At 26.7% G+C, this 19,191-nt stretch carries 23 protein-coding genes; all 23 read left to right on the top strand.

Annotated features, from left to right (window positions below; all coding sequences use genetic code 11):
- Positions 1–83: 83 nt before the first annotated feature.
- The 23 genes from AS160_RS00890 to AS160_RS00785 all read left to right on the top strand — a co-directional run bounded on the left by AS160_RS00890 (position 84) and on the right by AS160_RS00785 (position 19,152).
- Positions 84–641, top strand: coding sequence for a 3'-5' exonuclease (locus AS160_RS00890; protein ID WP_165144089.1), 558 nt, complete (start codon positions 84–86; stop codon positions 639–641).
- 1 nt (position 642) lies between these two features.
- Positions 643–1,923 carry a PhoH family protein gene (locus AS160_RS00885; protein WP_165144088.1) on the top strand — a complete coding sequence of 427 codons (1,281 nt, stop codon included), beginning with the start codon at positions 643–645 and terminating at the stop codon, positions 1,921–1,923.
- 56 nt (positions 1,924–1,979) lie between these two features.
- Positions 1,980–2,228, top strand: a complete 249-nt coding sequence (locus AS160_RS00880) for a DUF4911 domain-containing protein (RefSeq protein ID WP_165144087.1) — start codon at positions 1,980–1,982, stop codon at positions 2,226–2,228.
- The gene (locus AS160_RS00875) at positions 2,203–3,258 is read left to right on the top strand and encodes a YqeG family HAD IIIA-type phosphatase (protein ID WP_165144086.1); all 1,056 of its coding nucleotides are present in this window, start codon (positions 2,203–2,205) and stop codon (positions 3,256–3,258) included. Before AS160_RS00880 ends, AS160_RS00875 begins: the two co-directional genes overlap by 26 nt.
- Before the next feature lie 11 nt (positions 3,259–3,269).
- The gene (locus tag AS160_RS00870) at positions 3,270–3,725 is read left to right on the top strand and encodes a secondary thiamine-phosphate synthase enzyme YjbQ (RefSeq protein WP_165144085.1); all 456 of its coding nucleotides are present in this window, start codon (positions 3,270–3,272) and stop codon (positions 3,723–3,725) included.
- Positions 3,726–3,741: 16 nt separating this feature from the next.
- Positions 3,742–4,863 (top strand): family 1 glycosylhydrolase, encoded by a 1,122-nt coding sequence (locus AS160_RS00865; RefSeq protein ID WP_165144084.1) that lies wholly within the window; start codon positions 3,742–3,744, stop codon positions 4,861–4,863.
- A 216-nt stretch (positions 4,864–5,079) separates the two neighbouring features.
- The gene (locus tag AS160_RS00860; RefSeq protein WP_165144083.1) at positions 5,080–5,820 is read left to right on the top strand and encodes an amino acid ABC transporter permease; all 741 of its coding nucleotides are present in this window, start codon (positions 5,080–5,082) and stop codon (positions 5,818–5,820) included.
- A complete protein-coding gene (locus tag AS160_RS00855) occupies positions 5,817–6,512 on the top strand; it encodes an amino acid ABC transporter ATP-binding protein (protein WP_165144082.1) in 696 nt (231 codons plus the stop codon). Before AS160_RS00860 ends, AS160_RS00855 begins: the two co-directional genes overlap by 4 nt.
- A 53-nt stretch (positions 6,513–6,565) precedes the next feature.
- Positions 6,566–6,703: a hypothetical protein gene (locus AS160_RS11180; protein ID WP_206528017.1), complete on the top strand. Its 138-nt coding sequence runs from the start codon at positions 6,566–6,568 to the stop codon at positions 6,701–6,703.
- A complete protein-coding gene (locus AS160_RS00850) occupies positions 6,663–7,331 on the top strand; it encodes a transporter substrate-binding domain-containing protein (RefSeq protein WP_206528021.1) in 669 nt (222 codons plus the stop codon). Before AS160_RS11180 ends, AS160_RS00850 begins: the two co-directional genes overlap by 41 nt.
- Positions 7,332–7,621: 290 nt before the next feature.
- Entirely contained in the window at positions 7,622–8,743 is a 1,122-nt protein-coding gene (locus AS160_RS00845; RefSeq protein WP_165144081.1) for a citrate/2-methylcitrate synthase, read from the top strand.
- Positions 8,736–9,986, top strand: a complete 1,251-nt coding sequence (locus AS160_RS00840) for a 3-isopropylmalate dehydratase large subunit (RefSeq protein ID WP_165144080.1) — start codon at positions 8,736–8,738, stop codon at positions 9,984–9,986. The genes AS160_RS00845 and AS160_RS00840 overlap by 8 nt, the downstream gene beginning before the upstream one ends.
- Positions 9,986–10,489, top strand: a complete 504-nt coding sequence (locus AS160_RS00835; protein WP_165144145.1) for a 3-isopropylmalate dehydratase small subunit — start codon at positions 9,986–9,988, stop codon at positions 10,487–10,489. The genes AS160_RS00840 and AS160_RS00835 overlap by 1 nt, the downstream gene beginning before the upstream one ends.
- Positions 10,490–10,493: 4 nt before the next feature.
- Positions 10,494–11,273, top strand: coding sequence for a pyrroline-5-carboxylate reductase (gene proC / locus AS160_RS00830; protein ID WP_165144079.1), 780 nt, complete (start codon positions 10,494–10,496; stop codon positions 11,271–11,273).
- A gap of 9 nt (positions 11,274–11,282) precedes the next feature.
- Complete coding sequence (locus AS160_RS00825; protein ID WP_165144078.1) at positions 11,283–12,527, top strand: glutamate-5-semialdehyde dehydrogenase; 1,245 nt, start codon at positions 11,283–11,285, stop codon at positions 12,525–12,527.
- Between the two features lie 2 nt (positions 12,528–12,529).
- A complete protein-coding gene (proB, locus tag AS160_RS00820) occupies positions 12,530–13,561 on the top strand; it encodes a glutamate 5-kinase (RefSeq protein WP_165144077.1) in 1,032 nt (343 codons plus the stop codon).
- Positions 13,562–13,572: 11 nt separating this feature from the next.
- Complete coding sequence (locus AS160_RS00815; RefSeq protein WP_165144076.1) at positions 13,573–14,673, top strand: isocitrate/isopropylmalate family dehydrogenase; 1,101 nt, start codon at positions 13,573–13,575, stop codon at positions 14,671–14,673.
- 213 nt (positions 14,674–14,886) lie between these two features.
- On the top strand, positions 14,887–15,753 hold the full coding sequence (locus tag AS160_RS00810; protein WP_165144144.1) for an RnfABCDGE type electron transport complex subunit D: 867 nt from the start codon (positions 14,887–14,889) through the stop codon (positions 15,751–15,753).
- Complete coding sequence (locus AS160_RS00805) at positions 15,750–16,364, top strand: FMN-binding protein (RefSeq protein WP_165144075.1); 615 nt, start codon at positions 15,750–15,752, stop codon at positions 16,362–16,364. Before AS160_RS00810 ends, AS160_RS00805 begins: the two co-directional genes overlap by 4 nt.
- A complete protein-coding gene (locus AS160_RS00800) occupies positions 16,364–16,966 on the top strand; it encodes an NADH:ubiquinone reductase (Na(+)-transporting) subunit D (protein ID WP_165144074.1) in 603 nt (200 codons plus the stop codon). Before AS160_RS00805 ends, AS160_RS00800 begins: the two co-directional genes overlap by 1 nt.
- Positions 16,966–17,562, top strand: coding sequence for an Rnf-Nqr domain containing protein (locus AS160_RS00795; protein WP_165144073.1), 597 nt, complete (start codon positions 16,966–16,968; stop codon positions 17,560–17,562). The genes AS160_RS00800 and AS160_RS00795 overlap by 1 nt, the downstream gene beginning before the upstream one ends.
- Positions 17,563–17,571: 9 nt before the next feature.
- Positions 17,572–18,687, top strand: a complete 1,116-nt coding sequence (locus AS160_RS00790; RefSeq protein WP_165144072.1) for a 2Fe-2S iron-sulfur cluster binding domain-containing protein — start codon at positions 17,572–17,574, stop codon at positions 18,685–18,687.
- A 12-nt stretch (positions 18,688–18,699) separates the two neighbouring features.
- Positions 18,700–19,152, top strand: a complete 453-nt coding sequence (locus tag AS160_RS00785; protein WP_165144071.1) for a hypothetical protein — start codon at positions 18,700–18,702, stop codon at positions 19,150–19,152.
- Positions 19,153–19,191 lie beyond the last annotated feature (39 nt).

The following is a 19,191-nucleotide window of genomic DNA, read 5'->3' as shown; positions in this document are numbered from 1 at the left end:
AAATTTATTCAAAATAAAAATTTATTGAAACTAAATTGCAAGTTATTCAAAATTATGCTATACTTAAATTAGGAGGTAATTACATGAATCAACAAGTTTTTGTATCCTTTGATTTAGAAACAACAGGATTAAAACCTTATTTAGGAGATAGAATAATTGAAATAGCTGCAATACCTATTTTCAATGGAAAAATAAAAAGAAAGTATGAATTTCATACATTAGTTAATCCAAATATTAAAATTCCAGTAGAAGGTTCACAATTTCATAAATTAAATAATAAAGATATTGAAAATGCTCCTACAATAATTGAAGTTTTTCCAAAGTTTAAAGAATATATATCTGACACTATTTTAGTTTCACATAATATAAAAATGGATATGATGTTTTTAGATTTAGCAGCAAAAGAAAGTGGGATTTTACCTGTTGATAATTATTATATTGACACACTTGAAATTGCTAAAGAACTATTAGGTAAAGGACCTTACTCATTAGAACATTTAGCTAAAAAATTTAATGTATATGTTGGTAAATCACATAGAGCATATGAAGATGCGTTGATGACAGCAAGAGTGTTTTTATTTTTTGTTAATAAATTTGGGATAAAAAGTTTAAGGGATTTCATAAAAAAATGGAGGGGGTAGTATGATAAAAAATTATATTCTTGACACAAATGTTTTAATTCATGATCCAAAAGCTATATTTAATTTTGAAGATAACAATGTTTTGATTCCATTTCCTGTATTAGAAGAAATAGATGATTTAAAAACAAGAAGTGAAAGAACTGGTGCTGCTGCTCGAGAAGTTAATAGAATATTTGATAATTTAAGAAAAAATGGAAATTTAAGGGATGGAATTAAACTTGAAAATGGTGGTCTTTTAAAGATTATCACATTAGACAGTAAAAATTTAGAAATTCCTAAATATTTAGGAAAGAAAGTTGACGATTTTATTCTATATTATGCTTTGCATGTAAAAAATGAAAGTAAAATTCCCACCTATTTAGTAACTAAAGATTTAAATTTAAGAATAAAAGCTGAAGCTGTTGGTGTGGAAACTCAAGATTATTTAACCGATAGAATAGAATATGAAAATTATTTTACGGGATATATTGATCTTAAGGTAGAAAAATCTTTAATTGATAAAGAAAAAATAAATATCAATCTATTAAATTTAGATGAAAAACCATCACCAAACACATATTTTGATTTAAATGAAGGGAATTATTATAGATATTCAGAAAAAGAAAAATCATTATTAAAACTAGATATTTCTCTATTTACTAATGTATTTGGGATAAATCCGAGAAATAGAGAACAAATTTTTGCATTTGATGCATTGTTAAATGATGAAATACCTTTAGTTACTTTAGTTGGGAGTGCTGGTACTGGTAAAACATTATTAGCTTTGGCTATAGGTTTGGGAAAAGTATTAGAAGAAAAAAAATATAAAAAACTGTTAGTATCAAAACCAGTTGTTCCTGTTGGTAAGGATATTGGATATTTACCTGGTTCTATTCAAGAAAAGATGAAACCTTGGTTACAACCAATATATGATAATTTAGAATTTCTTTTTCAAGGGAAAGGTAAGAAACCTGATGAATATTTGGAAAAAAAAGATATTTTAGAAATAGAAGTATTATCTTATATTAGAGGTAGATCTATTCCGCAGCAATATATGATAATTGATGAGGCGCAAAATTTAACCCCACATGAAATAAAAACAATAATTACTAGAGTTGGTGAAAATACAAAAATAATTTTAACAGGAGATCCATTTCAAATTGATAATCCTTATTTAGGATTTTCATCAAATGGTTTAATATATGTATCTTCAAAATTTAAAGATTCTGATTTGGCTGCTCATATTTATCTTGTTAAAGGAGAGCGTTCGGAATTAGCTACTAAAGCTGCAGAACTTTTGTAAAAAAATTTTAAGATACATATTGTAAAATATTGTAAAAAAATAGAAAGGGTGAAATTATGATAGAAGAAAAAGTGTTAGAATATGATGTATATTTAAAAGTGAAAAAAGAAGACATTCATCTTGTAACCTATTTATTGGAATCCGTAGATAATTTGATGAATGTGAGAAATGTTGTAGAAAATAATATGATGAAAATAATATGTCCTAAGGATACTTTAGAGGAAGCTTTAAAATTAATTAACTCATTAAAAGAAATGACTGATTTGGAGGTAGCAAAGATTGAACCAAATAACGGGGAAGTATAATATCTATAAATATATTCCAATCCCCTACGAACATCATCCAACCATATTTGATATTGACTACTTAAAATTGAAAAAATTGGGTTTTAATACTATACTTTTTGATTACGACTTTACTTTAGCTCCTTGGAAACAGCAAATAGATGATAAAACATTAAATCTATTTAATAAGTTATATGAATTAGGATTTAAAGTTGCTGTAGTTTCGAATGGTCCAGAGAAAAGAATTAAAAATGTTGAAGAAAAAACCAAAGGTAAAGTAAAAATATATTGGAGAATGAGAAAGCCTTTTTCAAGAAAATTAAAAAAGGTTTTAGAAGATTTAAGGTCTGACCCTGGTAGCACTGTTTTAATAGGGGATTTGTTTTTTACTGACATGTTAGTTGGAAATAAAAATGGCTTTTACACGATTTTGGTTAATCCATATACTTATGAGATAGATTCCATGTATAAAAAAATAGCTGCAGTAATTTCAAAAATTATGTATTTTCTCTTTTTTTATACTTTTGGATGGTTGTTTAGAGTTATGGATTTGGCGGTTCCTAATGAATTTGTAGAAAATGTTTTTGATATAGATTACAAAAAATTAAAAAAGAATAATTATAAATTAATTATTTTTGATTTTGATAATACTTTAACTACATGGAGATCTGAAGAACTTCCAAAAGAGATTATTGAACTTTTTGAAATATTATCAAAAGATTTTAAAATCTTAATAGCCTCAAATGGAAAAGAATATAGATTTAATAATATAAAAAAAACATTAAAAAAATATAATATAGAAGTAATGGGATATTCCTTAAAACCTTTTCCATATAAAATAAAAAGAAAAATAAAAGAATATGGAATTGAACCAACACATGTAGCGCTTATAGGTGATCAATTATATACTGATATAATAGCTGGTAATAAGAGTGGTTTTTATACTATTAAAGTTAATCCTATCTCAAATAAAGAAAGAATATTTACTAAAATATTAAGATTTTTCGAAAAAATTAGTATTAAAACTATGAGGGAAAAACCAAAATTTTAGGGGGAGAAAATATGTCATTTGATAAAGAAGTATTTGGGAATAAAGTAAAAAGTGTTACTAAATACTTATGGTTTAATACTAAAAATAAAATTGAAATTATTCATTTAACAAATGAAGTAAATAATTTTGTCAGGGAATCAAATATTATTGATGGATATGTTATGGTTTCTGCTATGCATTTAACAGCATCAATATACATTAATGATTATGAATCTGGATTAATGGAAGATATAAAAGAATGGTTAGAAAAATTAGCTCCAGAGAATTATCCATATAAACATCATAGAACAGGAGAAATTAATGGACATGCGCATTTAAAAAATCTATTAATGCATCATCAAGTTATAGTTCCTATTACTAACGGAGAATTGGATTTAGGACCATGGCAAGAAATTTTCTATGCGGAATTTGATGGACAAAGGAGAAAGAGAGTTATTTTAAAGGCATTTGGTATAACAAAAGAATAGTTTTTGGGGGGGTTTTGTGAATAAAAATAGTATAGTTTTTCCCAAAGGTTTTTTATGGGGAGGGACATTTTCATCGTATCAAATTGAGAAAAAAAATAATAAAACCAATTGGGATATATGGCAAAACAAAGGTCATATAAAAGATGGTAGTGGTTTGCAGATATTAAATGAGGTTAATATAAATTTATTTAATGAAACAGTTGAAAAATCAAAAGAAATGAAATTTAATTCTCTTTCTTTTTCAATTGAGTGGGCAAAGATTATGCCTGAGATTAATTTAATTAATTATAAAAAAATAGAGAGTTATAAGAATTTTGTTCTAAACTTAAAAAATAATAATATTGAACCAATAATAATATTGAATTATTATACAATTCCATTCTGGTTTGAAGAAAAAGGTGGATTTAGTAAAGAAGAAAATTTAAAATTTTTTATTGATTATATAAGATTAATTCTAGATTATCTAGGTGGGTTAGTAGATTATTACATTACTTTTTTTGAACCCGTAAAATTCGTTGAAAAATCAATTAATAATTTTTTTCCCCCGATATCTGAAAAAGAGAATATTTTAGAAAATATATATAATTTGCATAAAGAAGCATATTTATTAATTAAAAAGAAAAATAAATATGCCAAAGTTTCTATAACAAAAAATATTGAATATAATATTGACATTAAAGAAAGTAATCTATTAAAATATTTAGATTTTATATCATTAAGTTATGAAGGTAATAGTGATTATGAAACAAAAAAACCATATCAAAAAGATGATATAGGAAAAATAATTAATCCAGATTTTTTTTATAATTCATTATTAAAATTAAAAAAATTTGATAAACCTATATTAATTCATTCTTTAGGAATAGCTGATGAAAATGATATATATAGATCTGTTTTTCTAATAAATATATTATCTAAAATGTATTTTTTGTTAAAAAATAACATAAAAATATTTGGTTTTTTACATAAAAGTATATTTGATACATTTGAGTGGGATAATGGTTTTCTAGCAAAATACGGTTTGTATGAGTTTGATTATGAAAATTCAAAATCTCATATTAGATCAAGTGGTAAAATACTTAGTAAAATTATAAAAAATAATGCTATTCCAGCATATTTAGAAAAATATACTTTGTAGTTGACAAAGAAAAAATATTGTGGTATAATCGTGAAAAATTTTGGAGGAGATATTATGAAAAAAATATATTCATTAAATATTAATATAAGACATCATTCAAGGTGTGGCCTAAGGCTAACACCTTGAGTTGTCGTATTTTATCTCGAGGAATCCTAGGCCACACTTTTTTTAAGTGTGGCCTTTTTTATTTATAAAATTCTAGAAAGGAGAATTTATATGAAAAACAATTTTTTACAAAAGGCAATCTCATCTTTTCTTTTCTTTTTTTTAGTATGTTTATTATATATTGAAATATCAAAATCATATCCTTTTAATTGGACAAAAGTGCCATTTAATTATATTTTATTATATTTAAAAGGATTTTATATGACATTAATTATTTCATGTTTTTCTATGTTTTTTGCAATGATAATAGGAATAATATTTGGTGTAATAAAAACTACTAAAAATATTATTTTGAAAGAAATTTCAAATATATATACAACTATTTTTAGAAATATTCCATTATTAGTAATTATTTTAATAGTATATTATGGTATGGGTTCAATAATGGATATAAGTGCAATTATTGGTTCAATAATTTCTCTTTCTTTGTTTGAAGGAGCTTATATATCAGAGATAATTAGAGGTGGTATAGAATCTATTTCAAAGGGACAAATTGAAGCTGCTAAAACAATTGGATTAAATGATTTTTATTTATATACAGACATATTATTGCCTCAAGCGTTTAGGATGACTTTACCTTCATTGACAGGACAGTTTATTAGTTTAGTAAAAGATAGTTCGTTAGCATCAGTAATAGCTTTACAGGAATTAACGATGGTTGGAAGACAGATTGCAACATCATCATTTGCCTCTTTTGAATCATATATTACCGTAGCTATACTGTATTTTTCAGTAAATGCATTTTTGCAAGTTTTAGGAAAATATTTTGAAAGGAGGTATTCTATTATATGATAAAAATATTTGATTTAAAAAAAAGTTTTGGAGATTTAAATGTTCTAAAAGGTGTAAATTTATCAATTTTAAAAGGAGAAGTGTTAATTATTATGGGCCCTTCGGGATCTGGGAAATCAACACTTTTAAGGTGTATAGCTGGATTAGAAGAATATCAAAGTGGATTAATTAATTTAGATGGAAAAAATATTTTGAATTATTCTAGAAATATATTAGTTCAAAAAATTGGGTTTGTATTTCAACAACATAATCTTTTTCCACATTTGAAAATTATAGAGAATATAGCTCTGGGATTAATAAGGACAAAAAAAATAAAAAAAGAAGAAGCTTATAATATTTCTTTTGAAGTTTTAGAAAAAGTTCAATTAAAAGATAAGGCATATAATTATCCTTCACATTTATCTGGTGGGCAACAACAAAGAGCGGGAATAGCAAGAGCTTTAGCGATGGATCCAGAAATTATTTTATTTGATGAACCAACATCCTCTTTAGATCCTAGTTTAGTTCATGAAGTAACAGAAGTAATGATGTTTTTAGCAAGACTTGGAAAAACTATGGTTATAGTTACTCATGAAGTAAATTTTGCTAAGAAAGCAGGAGATAGAATAATATTTATGAAAGATGGAAAAATTCTAGAAAATGTTGATCCTGAATTATTTTTTAATAATAAGTTAAAATATGAATTTGCATAGTGTGTAATTAAGAAAATTATATTATGTTTATATAATAAAAAGGAGGTAAGATTATGAAAAAGTTAGCATTAGTATTTGTTATTTTGGTAATAAGTTTAGCTATTTTTGGTGGGAAAATAGAAGAAATTCAAAAAACGAGGAGTATTATTAATTGGTCAAGATCCGGCATATGCACCGTTTTATGGTATTGATGAAAAAGGAAATAGAATAGGGCATGATATTGAATTTGCTGAATTAATAGGTGAGTTGTTGGGAGTGAGGGTTGAATATGTAATAACAAATTGGGATGGAATAATACCTGCATTGATGACAAATAAATTTGATGTTATATTAGCGGCAATGACAATTACTCCTGAAAGAGCTTTAAGAGTTAACTTTACAAATTCCTATTTTCAAACTGGACAAGCCTTAATGTATAATTCCAAAAAATATAATAATCTTACAATAAAAGATATAATAAATATGGGAGAAAAGGCTAAAATAGCTGTTCAATTGGGATCTACGGGAGAAATTGTTGCTCGAAAAAAATTTCCAAAGGCAAAAATACTAACATTTGAAACGGTTGATAATGCTGCATATCAAATAATAATAAATAAAGCAGATGCAATAGTTTTTGATGATTTATATTTTGGAACTCTTGTAAAAAAATATAATTCAATAAAGATGGTTCCAGAATTATTAACAAAAGAAAATTTAGGTATAGCTGTAAAAAAAGAAGATATTGATTTATTATTATGGTTAAATACAGTAATTGAATGTTTTAAAACTGATGGAACATTAGAAAAATTAAAACAAAAATGGATTATAGAATATAATTGATAAATAAATAGTTAATAAAAAATTACATTAATATATTTGTAAAAAAATACTTGACAAATAATAATATATCATGATAAAATCAAAAAAAAATTAGGAGGAATAAAAATGAAATACATTATAAAAATATCCAATATAAAAGTTAATAATACATTAAATAATGAACCCGAACAAAAGGTGAGGTCTTTGAAACACCTTAAGTTCGGTATATTTCCATTGTTATAAATCTTAAGGGAATCAAAGGCCACACTTATTAAGTGTGGCCTTTTTATTTTAAATTTGGGGGTGAAATTATGGAAACGAAATGCGAAGTAAAACATGGACTCGAGGGAGTTGCAGTTGCTATAAGTTCTATTTCTTATGTTGATGGTGAAAAGGGGGAGTTAATATATAGAGGCTTTAGTATTGAAGATTTAGTTGAATATTCAAATTTTGAAGAAACTGCGTATCTAATATGGTTTGGTAATTTGCCTAATGAAAATGAATTAGATTTTATTAATGCGATGTTAACTAAAAAAAGAGAATTGCCAAAAAATATAATTCGATTAATGTATCTATTTCCTAAAAATGCACATCCAATGGAAGTCTTGAGAAGCGTAGTTTCAGTATTAGGAATGTATTCTAGTGATAATAATTCTACGTTTGAAGATGCGATAAATTTAACTGCGAAAATCCCAACAATTATTGCATATTGGTATAGAATAAAAAATAATTTCTCACTTATTCACCCTAATGAAGATTTAAAACATTCAGAAAATTTTCTATATATGATGTTTGGAGATATTCCACAGGAAAAAGAATTGTTTGATAAAAGTTTAATACTTCATATGGAGCAAGGAATGAATGCGTCAACATTTGCATCTACTGTGACAGCTTCTACATTATCAGATGTTTATTCAATTATAACAACGGCATTAGGCACATTGAAAGGTCAATTACATGGGGGTGCAAATGAGAAAGTATTAATGATGTTAGAAGAAATAAGAACAATTGATTATGTTGAAAAATATGTTAATGATTTAATATTAAAAAGAAAAAAAATAATGGGATTTGGGCATAGAATATATAAAACTTTTGATCCAAGAGCAAAAATATTGAAAAAATGGCTAAATGAGATCAAAGAAGAAATAAGATATTATAAAATAGCTTTAAAAGTAGAAGAAGTAGTATTAAAAAATTTTAAAGGCAAGAAGATATATCCTAACGTAGATTTTTATTCAGGTATATTATATAACTACTTTAACATTCCTAAAGATTTTTTTACAACAATTTTTGCAATGGCTAGAATTGTAGGTTGGACAGCGCATGCGATGGAATATTGTAAAAACAATAGAATTTTTAGACCTAGATCAATATATAATGGTCCAAAAAACTTAGATTATAAAAAAATAAAGGAGGTAAAAATTAATGGGTAAAACAATGGTAGAAAAAATATTAAGTTTTCATACAAAAAAAGATGTAATACCTGGAGAAATTATTACTGTAAATGTTGATTTAGCATTTGTACAAGATGGGACAGGACCTTTAACTATAGACCAATTTGAAAAATTAGATTTTAATAATGTAAAAACAAAATCTTTAGTATTTATAGATCATGCTTCTCCTAGCCCAAGAAAAGAATTATCAAATACACAAATTAAATTAAGGGATTTTTGCAAAAAAACATCAGCAAAAATATTTGATGTTGGGGAGGGAATATCCCATCAAATAGTAGTAGAAAAATATGCAAGACCAGGAGATGTTATAGTAGGAGCTGATTCTCATTCATGCACATCTGGTGCATTAGGAGCATTTGCTACAGGTATGGGTTCAACTGATGTCGCTTTAGCATACGGATTAGGAAAAGTTTGGATTAAAGTTCCAGAAAGCTATAATATTGTACTAAATGGGTATTTGGAAAAAGGTGTGTATGCTAAAGATATAATATTATATTTAATAGGATTAATTGGATCAGATGGAGCTACATATAAAGCATTAGAATTTTCTGGAGATGCATTAAAGTATTTAAGTATGGAATCAAGATTAACAATATCAAATATGGCTGTAGAAGCAGGAGCTAAGGTTGGTTTGTTTCCAACAGATGAAAAAACAAAAGAATTTTTAAAAACTTATGATAGAATAAAAGATTTTAAAGAAATATTTCCTGATAAAGATGCAATATATGAAAAGGTAATAGAAATAGATATATCGAAAATAGAACCTCAAGTTTCATTTCCTCATACTGTAGATAACACGAAGAATATTAGTGAAGTGAAAAATATAAAAATAGACCAAGTATATATAGGTACATGTACAAATGGAAGAATGGAAGATTTAAGAATAGTTGCATCAATATTAAAAAATAAAAAAAAGGCAGAAGAAGTAAGATTATTAATAGCTCCAGCATCTAAACATATTTATTTAAAAGCACTTAGAGAAGGATTAATAGATATATTTGTTAATTCTGGGGCAACAATACTTCCACCTGGTTGTGGACCATGTGTTGGAGTTCATGCAGGAGTACTTGCTGATGGAGAAAAATTATTATCTACACAAAATAGGAATTTCAAAGGGAGAGCTGGGAATCCAAATAGTGAAATCTATTTAGCATCACCAGCAACAGCAGCTGCTACTGCTATAACTGGATATATTACAGATCCAAGGGAGGTGTTGAAATGATTTTAAAAGGTAAAGTATGGAAATTTGGTGAAAATATATCTACTGATCATATAGCACCAGGTAGATATTTTCATTTAAGATCTAATCTTCCAGAATTAGCAAAACATGTATTAGAAGATTCAAGGGAAGATTTTCCTAAAAATGTAGAGAAAGGTGACATTATTGTTGGAGGAAAAAACTTTGGTTTAGGATCTTCAAGAGAACATGCACCTAGAATAATTAAAGTTGCAGGTGTTTCCTGTATAATTGCTAAATCTTTTGCAAGAATTTTTTATAGAAACTCAATAAATATAGGGTTACCAGTTATAGAGTTAAAAGATAATGGAATAGATGAAATAAATGAAAAAGATTTGTTAGAAATAGATACTGAAAAAGGGATTGTATTAAATTTAACTCAAAATAAGAAATATACATTTATACCATTTCCGGATTTTATTAATGCATTATTAGAAATTGGCGGAATAGATAAATATGTAAAAAAATATAATGGTTATGGAGTGTGAAAATATGAAATTAGGAATAATTGGTATTGGGAATATAGGAAGTATGTTATTAGAAATATTACAAAATGAAGAACATGATTTTTATATAATAGATAAAAATAGAGAAAAAATAAAAAAATATGAAAAAAAATGTAGAGTTAAAATAGGAGAAAATATTGAGGATATTTATTCAAATTCCAAATATATTTTTGTAACTGTAAAACCAAAAGATATGGATGATGTATTAAATGAAATATCAAAAATAGATAATGATAATGCAGTAATTATTAGTACTGCAGCTGGGAAAAGTCTTAATGAAATATTAAAAAAATCTAATAAAAAAAATGTAATAAGAATTATGCCAACTATTATTTCAAAAATAGGAAAAGGTATAACTGCTATAACATTTAATAATTCAATAAAAAGTGACGTAAAGGAAGAGGTTATATCTATGCTAAGACCATTAGGAGAAATTATGGAAATAGATGAAAAAAAATTTGATGCTTTTACTATTTTAAATAGTAGTGGTCCAGCATTCGCTGCTTATATACTCGAAAGCTATATTGAAGGAGCAATAAATATTGGATTCAATGTAGAAGATGCAAAAGAAATTATTTTAAAAACTTTTGAAGGAACTATAGAATTTATAAAAAAAGAAAATATTGAATTATCTCAATTAAAATATAGGGTATCTTCACCTGGAGGTGTTACAATTAAAGGATTATATGAATTAGAGCAGAAAAGTGTAAAGGGAGCGATTATGAAGTCACTATATGAAGCGTATTTAAAGAATAATAAATTTTGAGGTGATAAAATGAATGAATTACTTGTAAAAGCGAAGAAATTAAAAAAAAGTTTTGAAATTTTGAAAAACTTAAACGCTAAACAAAAAAATAATGCAATATTAGAAATATCCAAAACAATTGAAAAAAATATAGATAGTATATTAAAAGTGAATATATTAGATATTGAAAATGCTAGAAAAAAAGGAATAAAGAAATCTTTAATAGATAGATTAGTTTTAAATGAAAAAAGGATAAATGGAATGATAGATGCTTGTAAAACAGTAATGAACTTAAATGATCCAGTTGGTGAAATATATGACTCTTTTTTAAGAGAAGATGGTTTGAGAATAAGCAAAATAAGAGTTCCTCTAGGAGTAATAGGGATAATATATGAATCTAGACCTAATGTAACCTTAGAAGCAACAATATTAGCCTTGAAATCAGGGAATTCCATTATGTTAAGAGGAGGATCTGATGCAATTAATTCTAATAAGGCTATAGTAAAATCTATAAAAGAAGCATTAAAAAAATCTGAGATACCAGATAATGCAGTAGAATTACTGGAAAATACAAATAAAGATTTAGTGTATGAAATGCTTAAATTAAATAATTATTTGGATTTGATTATTCCTAGGGGGGGGAAAGGTCTCATTGAATTTGTTATAGAAAATTCTACAGTCCCTGTTTTAGAAACAGGTGTTGGTGTTTGTCATATATATGTAGATGAAAGTGCTAATATAGAAAAATCTGCTGAAATTATTGTTAATTCAAAAACTCAGAGGCCAGGAACATGCAATACCGTTGAAACTGTATTGATTCATAAAAATATTGCAGAGGAAATTCTTCCTATATTAAAAAAAAGATTGGAAGATAAAAATGTAGAAATTAGAGGATGCGAAAAAGTACTAAATATTATTAATGTGAAGAAAGCTATAGAAGAAGATTGGGAAACAGAATATTTAGATTTAATTCTTTCAATAAAGGTAGTTGAAGATGTTAATGATGCAATTAATCATATAAAAAAATATTCAACAGGTCATTCAGAATCTATTTTAACGGAAAATTATTTTAATGCTATGAAATTTATTAATGAAATAGATTCTGCAACAGTATACATTAATGCATCTACTAGATTTACAGATGGTGGAGAATTTGGAATGGGAGCAGAAATGGGTATTAGTACTCAAAAAATACATGCAAGAGGTCCAATAGGGTTAAGGGAATTAACTACCTATAAATATGTAATTCAAGGTAATTATAATGTGAGGGATTAAAAATGGAAAAGATTGTAATAAAAATAGGGAGTAACATATTAATTAAAGAAGATAAAATCGATGAATCTTTTGTTTTTAAATTAAGTTCAGTTGTATCAAGATTAATAGATAATAATAAAAAAGTTGTTCTAGTATCTTCTGGTGCAAAAGCAGTTGGTTTAAAATATTTAAAATTAAATCCAATTAAAAGTTTATCTCAAAAACAGGCATTGTGTGCAATTGGTCAAGTGCAATTAATGAAAATATATGAACAAGCTTTTAATTTTTATAATAAAAAAGTTGCACAGGTTTTATTAACAAGAGATGATTTTTCAAATAGGTCTAGATTTATTAATTTGAAAAATACTTTAATAGGTTTAAATCAATTAAAAATAATACCTATAATTAATGAGAATGATACAGTGTCTGTTGAAGAAATTAAATTTGGAGATAATGATATTCTTTCAGCTTATTTTGCTATTGGATGGGGAGCTGATTCTTTGATAATATTAACTTCTGTTGATGGGATATATGATAAGGATAAAAAAATAATAGAAAATTATAATAATGCAATTGATTTATTAAAAATAAAAAATACATCTTTAGGAACAGGAGGCATAAATTCAAAAATAGAGGCTGGAAAAATAGCCTCAAATTCAGGAGTAAAAACTTGTATTTGTAATGGTAAAAATTTAGAAAATATTGAAAAATTTATAAATGGAGAAAATATTGGGACGATTTTTCTGCCACATAAAAAAATAAAAAATAAAAAAGCCTGGATAGCATATTTATCTAAAAGTAAAGGAAAATTATTTATAAACAAAGGTGCAAAAGAAGCTATTCTTGAAAGAAAAAGTTTATTGCCTATTGGTATTGAAAAAATAGAAGGCAAATTTTTAAAAGGGGATTCAGTAAATGTTTATTATAATAATAAATTGATAGCAAAAGGAATTAGCAATTACTCTTTTTTAGAAGGGAAAAATATTATTGGAAAAAAAAGTATAGATAATGATTATGAAGAATTTATACATGCTGATAATTTAGTATTATTTTAAGGGGTGGTAAAATGGAAAAAATTCAAATTTTATATATAGAAGGAGATGGGATAGGTCCATATATTATGAAATCAGCAATGAAAGTTTGGAATTCAGCAATGGATTTTATATATAAAGGTAAAAAGAAAATTATTTGGAAAGAAATATATGCAGGTAAAAAAGCAATAGAAAAATTTGGAACTCCTTTGCCGGAAGAAACAATAAAATTATTGAAAGAATTTAAAATAGGGATTAAGGGTCCTCTTGAAACACAAGTTGGAAGCGGATATAGAAGCTTAAATGTTGCTTTAAGACAAGAATTGGACTTATATGCATGTATAAGACCCGTTAAATATATAAAAGGTATAAATTCACCTGTAAAAAATCCAGAAAAAATTGACATTATTATATTTAGGGAAAATACAGAAGATGTATATTGTGGTATTGAATGGGAAGAAAATTCTGAAGAATCAAATGAATTAATAAGAATTTTGAATAAAAAATTTGGAACAAATTTAAACAAAGCATCAATTGGAATAAAACCAATTAGCGAATATAAAACTAAAAGACTTATGAGAAAAGCTATTGAGTATGCTATAAAGAAAAATAGAAAAAAAATAACTATAGTACATAAAGGGAATATAATGAAATATACAGAAGGAAACTTTAGAAAATGGTGCTATGAAGTTTTTAATGGATTTAATAATCAAATAAATCATCTTGAAATAAATGATATTATTGCAGATAATATGTTTCAACAATTATTGTTAAATCCTTCAAATTTTGACATATTAATAACAACCAATCTAAATGGAGATTATTTGTCTGATGCAGCATCTGCTCAAATTGGTGGTGTTGGACTTGTTCCAGGAGCTAATATAGGAGATAAAATTGCATTATTTGAACCAACACATGGTACAGCTCCAGGAATAAAAAATCCTGAAATGGCCAATCCAACTTCATTGATTTTATCTGGAGTTATGATGTTTGAATATATCGGATTTAATGAAGTCGCTAATTTGATTAAGAATTCAATTGAAAAAACAATTTTAGATGGGTATGCAACAATTGATATATCTCCTAAAGCCTTATCAACTAATGAATATGTGGATAAAATTATAGAGAATTTTTAATCAATATCAATTCTCACCTAGCGGTGGGAATTGTTTTTTTATTAAAAAGAAAAATTGAAATGAATTTAAAACAATATTAATTATAATATAAATATATGATAAAAATTGTTGCATAAAAAAAATGTGACATTTTCGAAAAAAATGTGATATAATTTTATAGAAAAAGAAAATGGGGGTGATTTAGTGAAAAAAAGTTTTTTCTTAAAGCAACCTATGATGAGAAGAGTTTTGTATGCATTAGCCCCAATATATTTATTTGCTTTATATTTTTATGGGGTTCGATTGCTAATCCTAAGTGTGGTTGTTTTTGCTGGAGGTATTTTTACAGAATACATAATGGAAAAGAGAGTAAATAAAAAGGTTTCAGAAGCTGTTTTAGTAACATCTATGCTTTTTGTATTATCTCTGCCTCCGTTAACTCCTTGGTGGATTGCATTAATTGGAATTATTTTTGGAGTATTATTTGGTAAAGAGGTTTTTGGTGGGTTTGGAAGGAATCCTTTTAATCCTGCTATTGTTGGAAGATTATTTATCTACATAACATTTCCAAATGTCATGACATATGGATGGATGAAGCCGGGAGGTTTTGGTATTGATGTAGTAACAACAGCTACTCCATTAAAAATCATGAGAGATTCTGGGGAAACTATAGATTTGTTAAAGGCATTTTTTGGTTTTAGATCAGGATCTATGGGTGAAAGTTTTATTTTCTTAATTATTATAGCAGCAATTTATTTAATTTACACCAAAACTGCAAGTTGGAAAATTATTGTATCAACATTTTTAAGTGCAACTGCATTAACTTATATTTTTTATTTTGCAGGGTTTATTAATTTTCCATTAGAATTTATAATGTCTGGTAGTTTATTGTTTGTTACTGTTTTTATGGCTACTGATCCAATAAGTGGTCCAAAAAATCAAAAAGCACATTGGTATTATGGATTATTAATTGGTACAGTAACAATTTTAATTAGAACTTTTTCATTATTCCCAGAAGGAACGAGTTTTGCGGTGTTATTAGGTAATACATTTGCACCATTAATGGATGAATTATTAGCAAAAAAGAAGGTGAAAAAATGAAAAAAGATAGTAAATTATATGTAGTATTATTCACCTTTATAGTTTCATTTGTTTTTGTTTTTGTACTAGCCTTAGCAAATGAATTAACTAAAGAAAAAGTACAAATTAATGAAGAGTTATTTCAAAGGAAAGCGATTTTATCAGCAATGGGTATAGAATATAATTCTGATGAAGAAGCATATAAGCTTTTTGATAAAAAGATTTCAAAGAAAAAAATAAATGATATTGATGTATATATGTCAAATGTTGATGGAGAAGATGTATATGCAGTTATTTTTGTTGGAAATGGATTATGGAGTACAATTAGAGGTGTTTTAGCAGTAAATCGTGATTTAACAGAAATAGTTGGTATTGATTTTATTACTCAAAGTGAGACTCCAGGATTAGGCGGAAGAATTGAAGAAGCATGGTTTAAAGAGCAATTTAAATTTGAAAAAATCAAAGATGGAAAAATAGAAATGATTATTGGTGGGACAGGTAAAGGAGATTTTGATCATGAAAATGGTAAATTTGAAGCAATCACTGGAGCAACAAGAACATCAGAATCTGTAGCTAATATGATTAATAATTATTTAACAATATTAAAAGACCTCCTAGGAGGTGAATTATAATGAGTGAATATAACAAGATATTAAAAGAAAATGTTTGGTACAATAATCCTGTTTTTGTTCAAATATTAGGTATTTGTTCTGCTTTAGCTGTAACTAATAATCTTACAAATACATTTATTATGACAATAGCTGTTAGTTTAGTTACTGCTTTTTCTAGTTTAACAGTATCAATAATAAAAGGATTTATACCAAGAAAAGTTAGGATGATTGTTCAAACGTTAATCATTGCTTTTTATGTTATTATAGTTGATATTATTTTAAGGGCATATTTGCCCGATATTAGTAAGGCTTTAGGACCTTATGTCGGTTTAATAATAACAAATTGTATAATTATGGGAAGAGCTGAAGGATTTGCTCAATCTAATGGTCCAATAATATCATTTTGGGACGGTTTTACATCTGGATTGGGTTATTTAGTTGTTCTAATTTCAGTTGCTTTCTTTAGAGAATTACTTGGATTTGGCACCTTGTTTGGAATAAGAGTTTTACCTGAAGGATTTATGTCATGGACAATTATGTTGATGGCACCAAGTGCTTTTTTTATGTTAGCTATATTTATTTGGGTGGCTAAGGGGATTATGTTAAGAAAGGAGGCTAAATAATGGCTCCAGATATAAGTCCATTCGTATTATTTTTTGCATCAATATTTACTAGTAATATATTATTAGCAAATTTCTTAGGAATGTGTTCATTTATATCAGTTTCAAAGGATATAACATCTTCAAATGGTTTAGGTATGGCTGTTACAATGGTTATGACAATTACTACAGCCTTAAACTGGATTGTATACCATAAGATAATAATTCCATTTGAAATTGAATATTTAAGATATATTATATTTATTATAGTAATAGCTGCAGTAGTACAAATTTTAGAGATGTTAATTGATAGATTATCTCCAAATTTATATATGAGTTTAGGCATATTCTTACCTTTAATTACAGTTAATTGTGCTATATTAGGGGTAACATTATTTATGCAATTAAGATATTATACATTTATTCAATCAATTTTCTATGGTTTAGGTTCTGGATTAGGATGGTGGCTTGCAATTATGGCATTAGCAGCTATAAGAAAGAGAGTGGATAATAGTCCTAATGTTCCTGCAGCACTAAAAGGACCAGGTTTAACATTAATTATTATTGGTATTATGGCTATGGCATTTATAGGTTTTTCTGGAATGCTTAATGTACAGTGAGGTGATATAATGAGTCCTATAATTACTGCACCATTAGTTGTTTCTATTATTAGTGGTGTTTTAGCTGCAATTATTGCAGTTGTTGATGGAATTGTAAATAATTATGGAGAAGTTAAAGTTAAAATAAATGGAGAAAAAGAATTAACGGTAAATGGAGGAGCATCACTTTTAACTACATTATCAGAAACAGGAATTTTTGTTCCTTCTGCTTGTGGTGGAAGAGGTAGTTGTGGTGCTTGTAAAGTAAAAGTATTATCTGATGTAGGTCCTCATTTACCTACAGAAACACCGTTATTAACTCCAGAAGAAATGAAGGAAAATGTTAGATTGTCATGTCAAGTGAAAGTTAAAAAGGACATTGATATATGGTTACCTGAAGAATTATTTAATGTAAAAAAATATAAAACAAGAATAGAAAAGATCACTGATGTCACACATGACATTAAAGAAGTTCGTTTTAAATTATTAGATCCAAATGAAGTTAATTTTAAAGCGGGCCAATATATGCAAATAGTTGTTCCGCCATATGAAAAAATTAAAGAGCCTACCCAAAGAGCATATTCAATATCTTCTATTCCATCTCAAAAAGATTCATTTGAACTATTGATAAGGTTAGTTCCTGGAGGGATTGCAACAACATATGTTCATAATTATTTAAAAGAAGGAGATGAAATGGAAGTTATTGGACCTTTTGGCGATTTTTATTTAAGAGATACAGATGCAGATGTTATTGGTGTTGCGGGTGGATCTGGTATGGCTCCTTTAAAATCAATAATTTTAGATATGTTTGAAAAAGGAATGACAAATAGAAATGTTTGGTATTTCTTTGGAGCTAGATCATTAAGAGATGTGTATTATATAGATTTATTTAAAGAATTAGAAAAGAAATGGCCAAACCTACATTTTGTTGTTGCTTTATCAGAACCTTTACCTGAAGATAACTGGGATGGTGAAGTTGGATTAATTACAGATGTATTAGATAAATACTTTAAGGAAAAAATGGATCCAAATACTCCCAAAGAAGGTTATTTATGTGGAAGCCCTGGAATGATAAATGCATGTGTTAATGTTATGAAAAACAATGGAATACCTGAAGATAAGATTTATTATGATAAATTTGCTTAAGGGGGGAGAAGTATGAAAATGACTCCTGAATTTCAAAAGGCGCAGGAAAATATGAAACCTGGAGTTATAACAGCAGAAGGCTTTATGGGTAATGACGATAGAAATTTAGTTGATATAATAATTGAAGATGAAGAATTACTTTCTACGTTGAATATTACCATTGAATCTATTGTTGGAAAATTGAAATATTTTAAAGAAAAAGGTGAAAAAGGTTTAGGAGAGCCAATAACAGTTGATGAGTATTGGGAAGTTCAAGTAGGAGAAGCAAGAGGTCATTTGCCTTGTCCATTTGAAGATGGTATTTTTAGAAAAGTAGTTACAAAAGTTACTAATTTAAAAAATAATGAAAGTGTAATATATAGCGATTTATCAATTCATTTAATAGAAAAGCATCATTTTTTTCAAGGGAAAGATTCACCCTTTAGACTTGATCCTGCAAAATTAAAAAAAGTATTTGAATTATAGAGGTGGTTAATCCACCTCTTTTTGTATAGGAGGGGAAAT

The organism is Marinitoga sp. 38H-ov, from assembly GCF_011057715.1.
Classification (GTDB): Bacteria; Thermotogota; Thermotogae; order Petrotogales; family Petrotogaceae; genus Marinitoga.
Note: the sequence above shows the minus strand (reverse complement) of the source record. Positions and strands in the feature narration are given on the sequence as shown.

Coding starts and splice junctions, on each gene's coding strand:
- AS160_RS00890 (WP_165144089.1), top strand. CDS start 84: ATGAATCAACAAGTTTTTGTATCCTTTGATTTAGAAACAACAGGATTA.
- AS160_RS00885 (WP_165144088.1), top strand. CDS start 643: ATGATAAAAAATTATATTCTTGACACAAATGTTTTAATTCATGATCCA.
- AS160_RS00880 (WP_165144087.1), top strand. CDS start 1,980: ATGATAGAAGAAAAAGTGTTAGAATATGATGTATATTTAAAAGTGAAA.
- AS160_RS00870 (WP_165144085.1), top strand. CDS start 3,270: ATGTCATTTGATAAAGAAGTATTTGGGAATAAAGTAAAAAGTGTTACT.
- AS160_RS00860 (WP_165144083.1), top strand. CDS start 5,080: ATGAAAAACAATTTTTTACAAAAGGCAATCTCATCTTTTCTTTTCTTT.
- AS160_RS00855 (WP_165144082.1), top strand. CDS start 5,817: ATGATAAAAATATTTGATTTAAAAAAAAGTTTTGGAGATTTAAATGTT.
- AS160_RS11180 (WP_206528017.1), top strand. CDS start 6,566: ATGAAAAAGTTAGCATTAGTATTTGTTATTTTGGTAATAAGTTTAGCT.
- AS160_RS00845 (WP_165144081.1), top strand. CDS start 7,622: ATGGAAACGAAATGCGAAGTAAAACATGGACTCGAGGGAGTTGCAGTT.
- AS160_RS00840 (WP_165144080.1), top strand. CDS start 8,736: ATGGGTAAAACAATGGTAGAAAAAATATTAAGTTTTCATACAAAAAAA.
- proC (WP_165144079.1), top strand. CDS start 10,494: ATGAAATTAGGAATAATTGGTATTGGGAATATAGGAAGTATGTTATTA.
- AS160_RS00825 (WP_165144078.1), top strand. CDS start 11,283: ATGAATGAATTACTTGTAAAAGCGAAGAAATTAAAAAAAAGTTTTGAA.
- proB (WP_165144077.1), top strand. CDS start 12,530: ATGGAAAAGATTGTAATAAAAATAGGGAGTAACATATTAATTAAAGAA.
- AS160_RS00815 (WP_165144076.1), top strand. CDS start 13,573: ATGGAAAAAATTCAAATTTTATATATAGAAGGAGATGGGATAGGTCCA.
- AS160_RS00810 (WP_165144144.1), top strand. CDS start 14,887: ATGATGAGAAGAGTTTTGTATGCATTAGCCCCAATATATTTATTTGCT.
- AS160_RS00805 (WP_165144075.1), top strand. CDS start 15,750: ATGAAAAAAGATAGTAAATTATATGTAGTATTATTCACCTTTATAGTT.
- AS160_RS00800 (WP_165144074.1), top strand. CDS start 16,364: ATGAGTGAATATAACAAGATATTAAAAGAAAATGTTTGGTACAATAAT.
- AS160_RS00795 (WP_165144073.1), top strand. CDS start 16,966: ATGGCTCCAGATATAAGTCCATTCGTATTATTTTTTGCATCAATATTT.
- AS160_RS00790 (WP_165144072.1), top strand. CDS start 17,572: ATGAGTCCTATAATTACTGCACCATTAGTTGTTTCTATTATTAGTGGT.
- AS160_RS00785 (WP_165144071.1), top strand. CDS start 18,700: ATGAAAATGACTCCTGAATTTCAAAAGGCGCAGGAAAATATGAAACCT.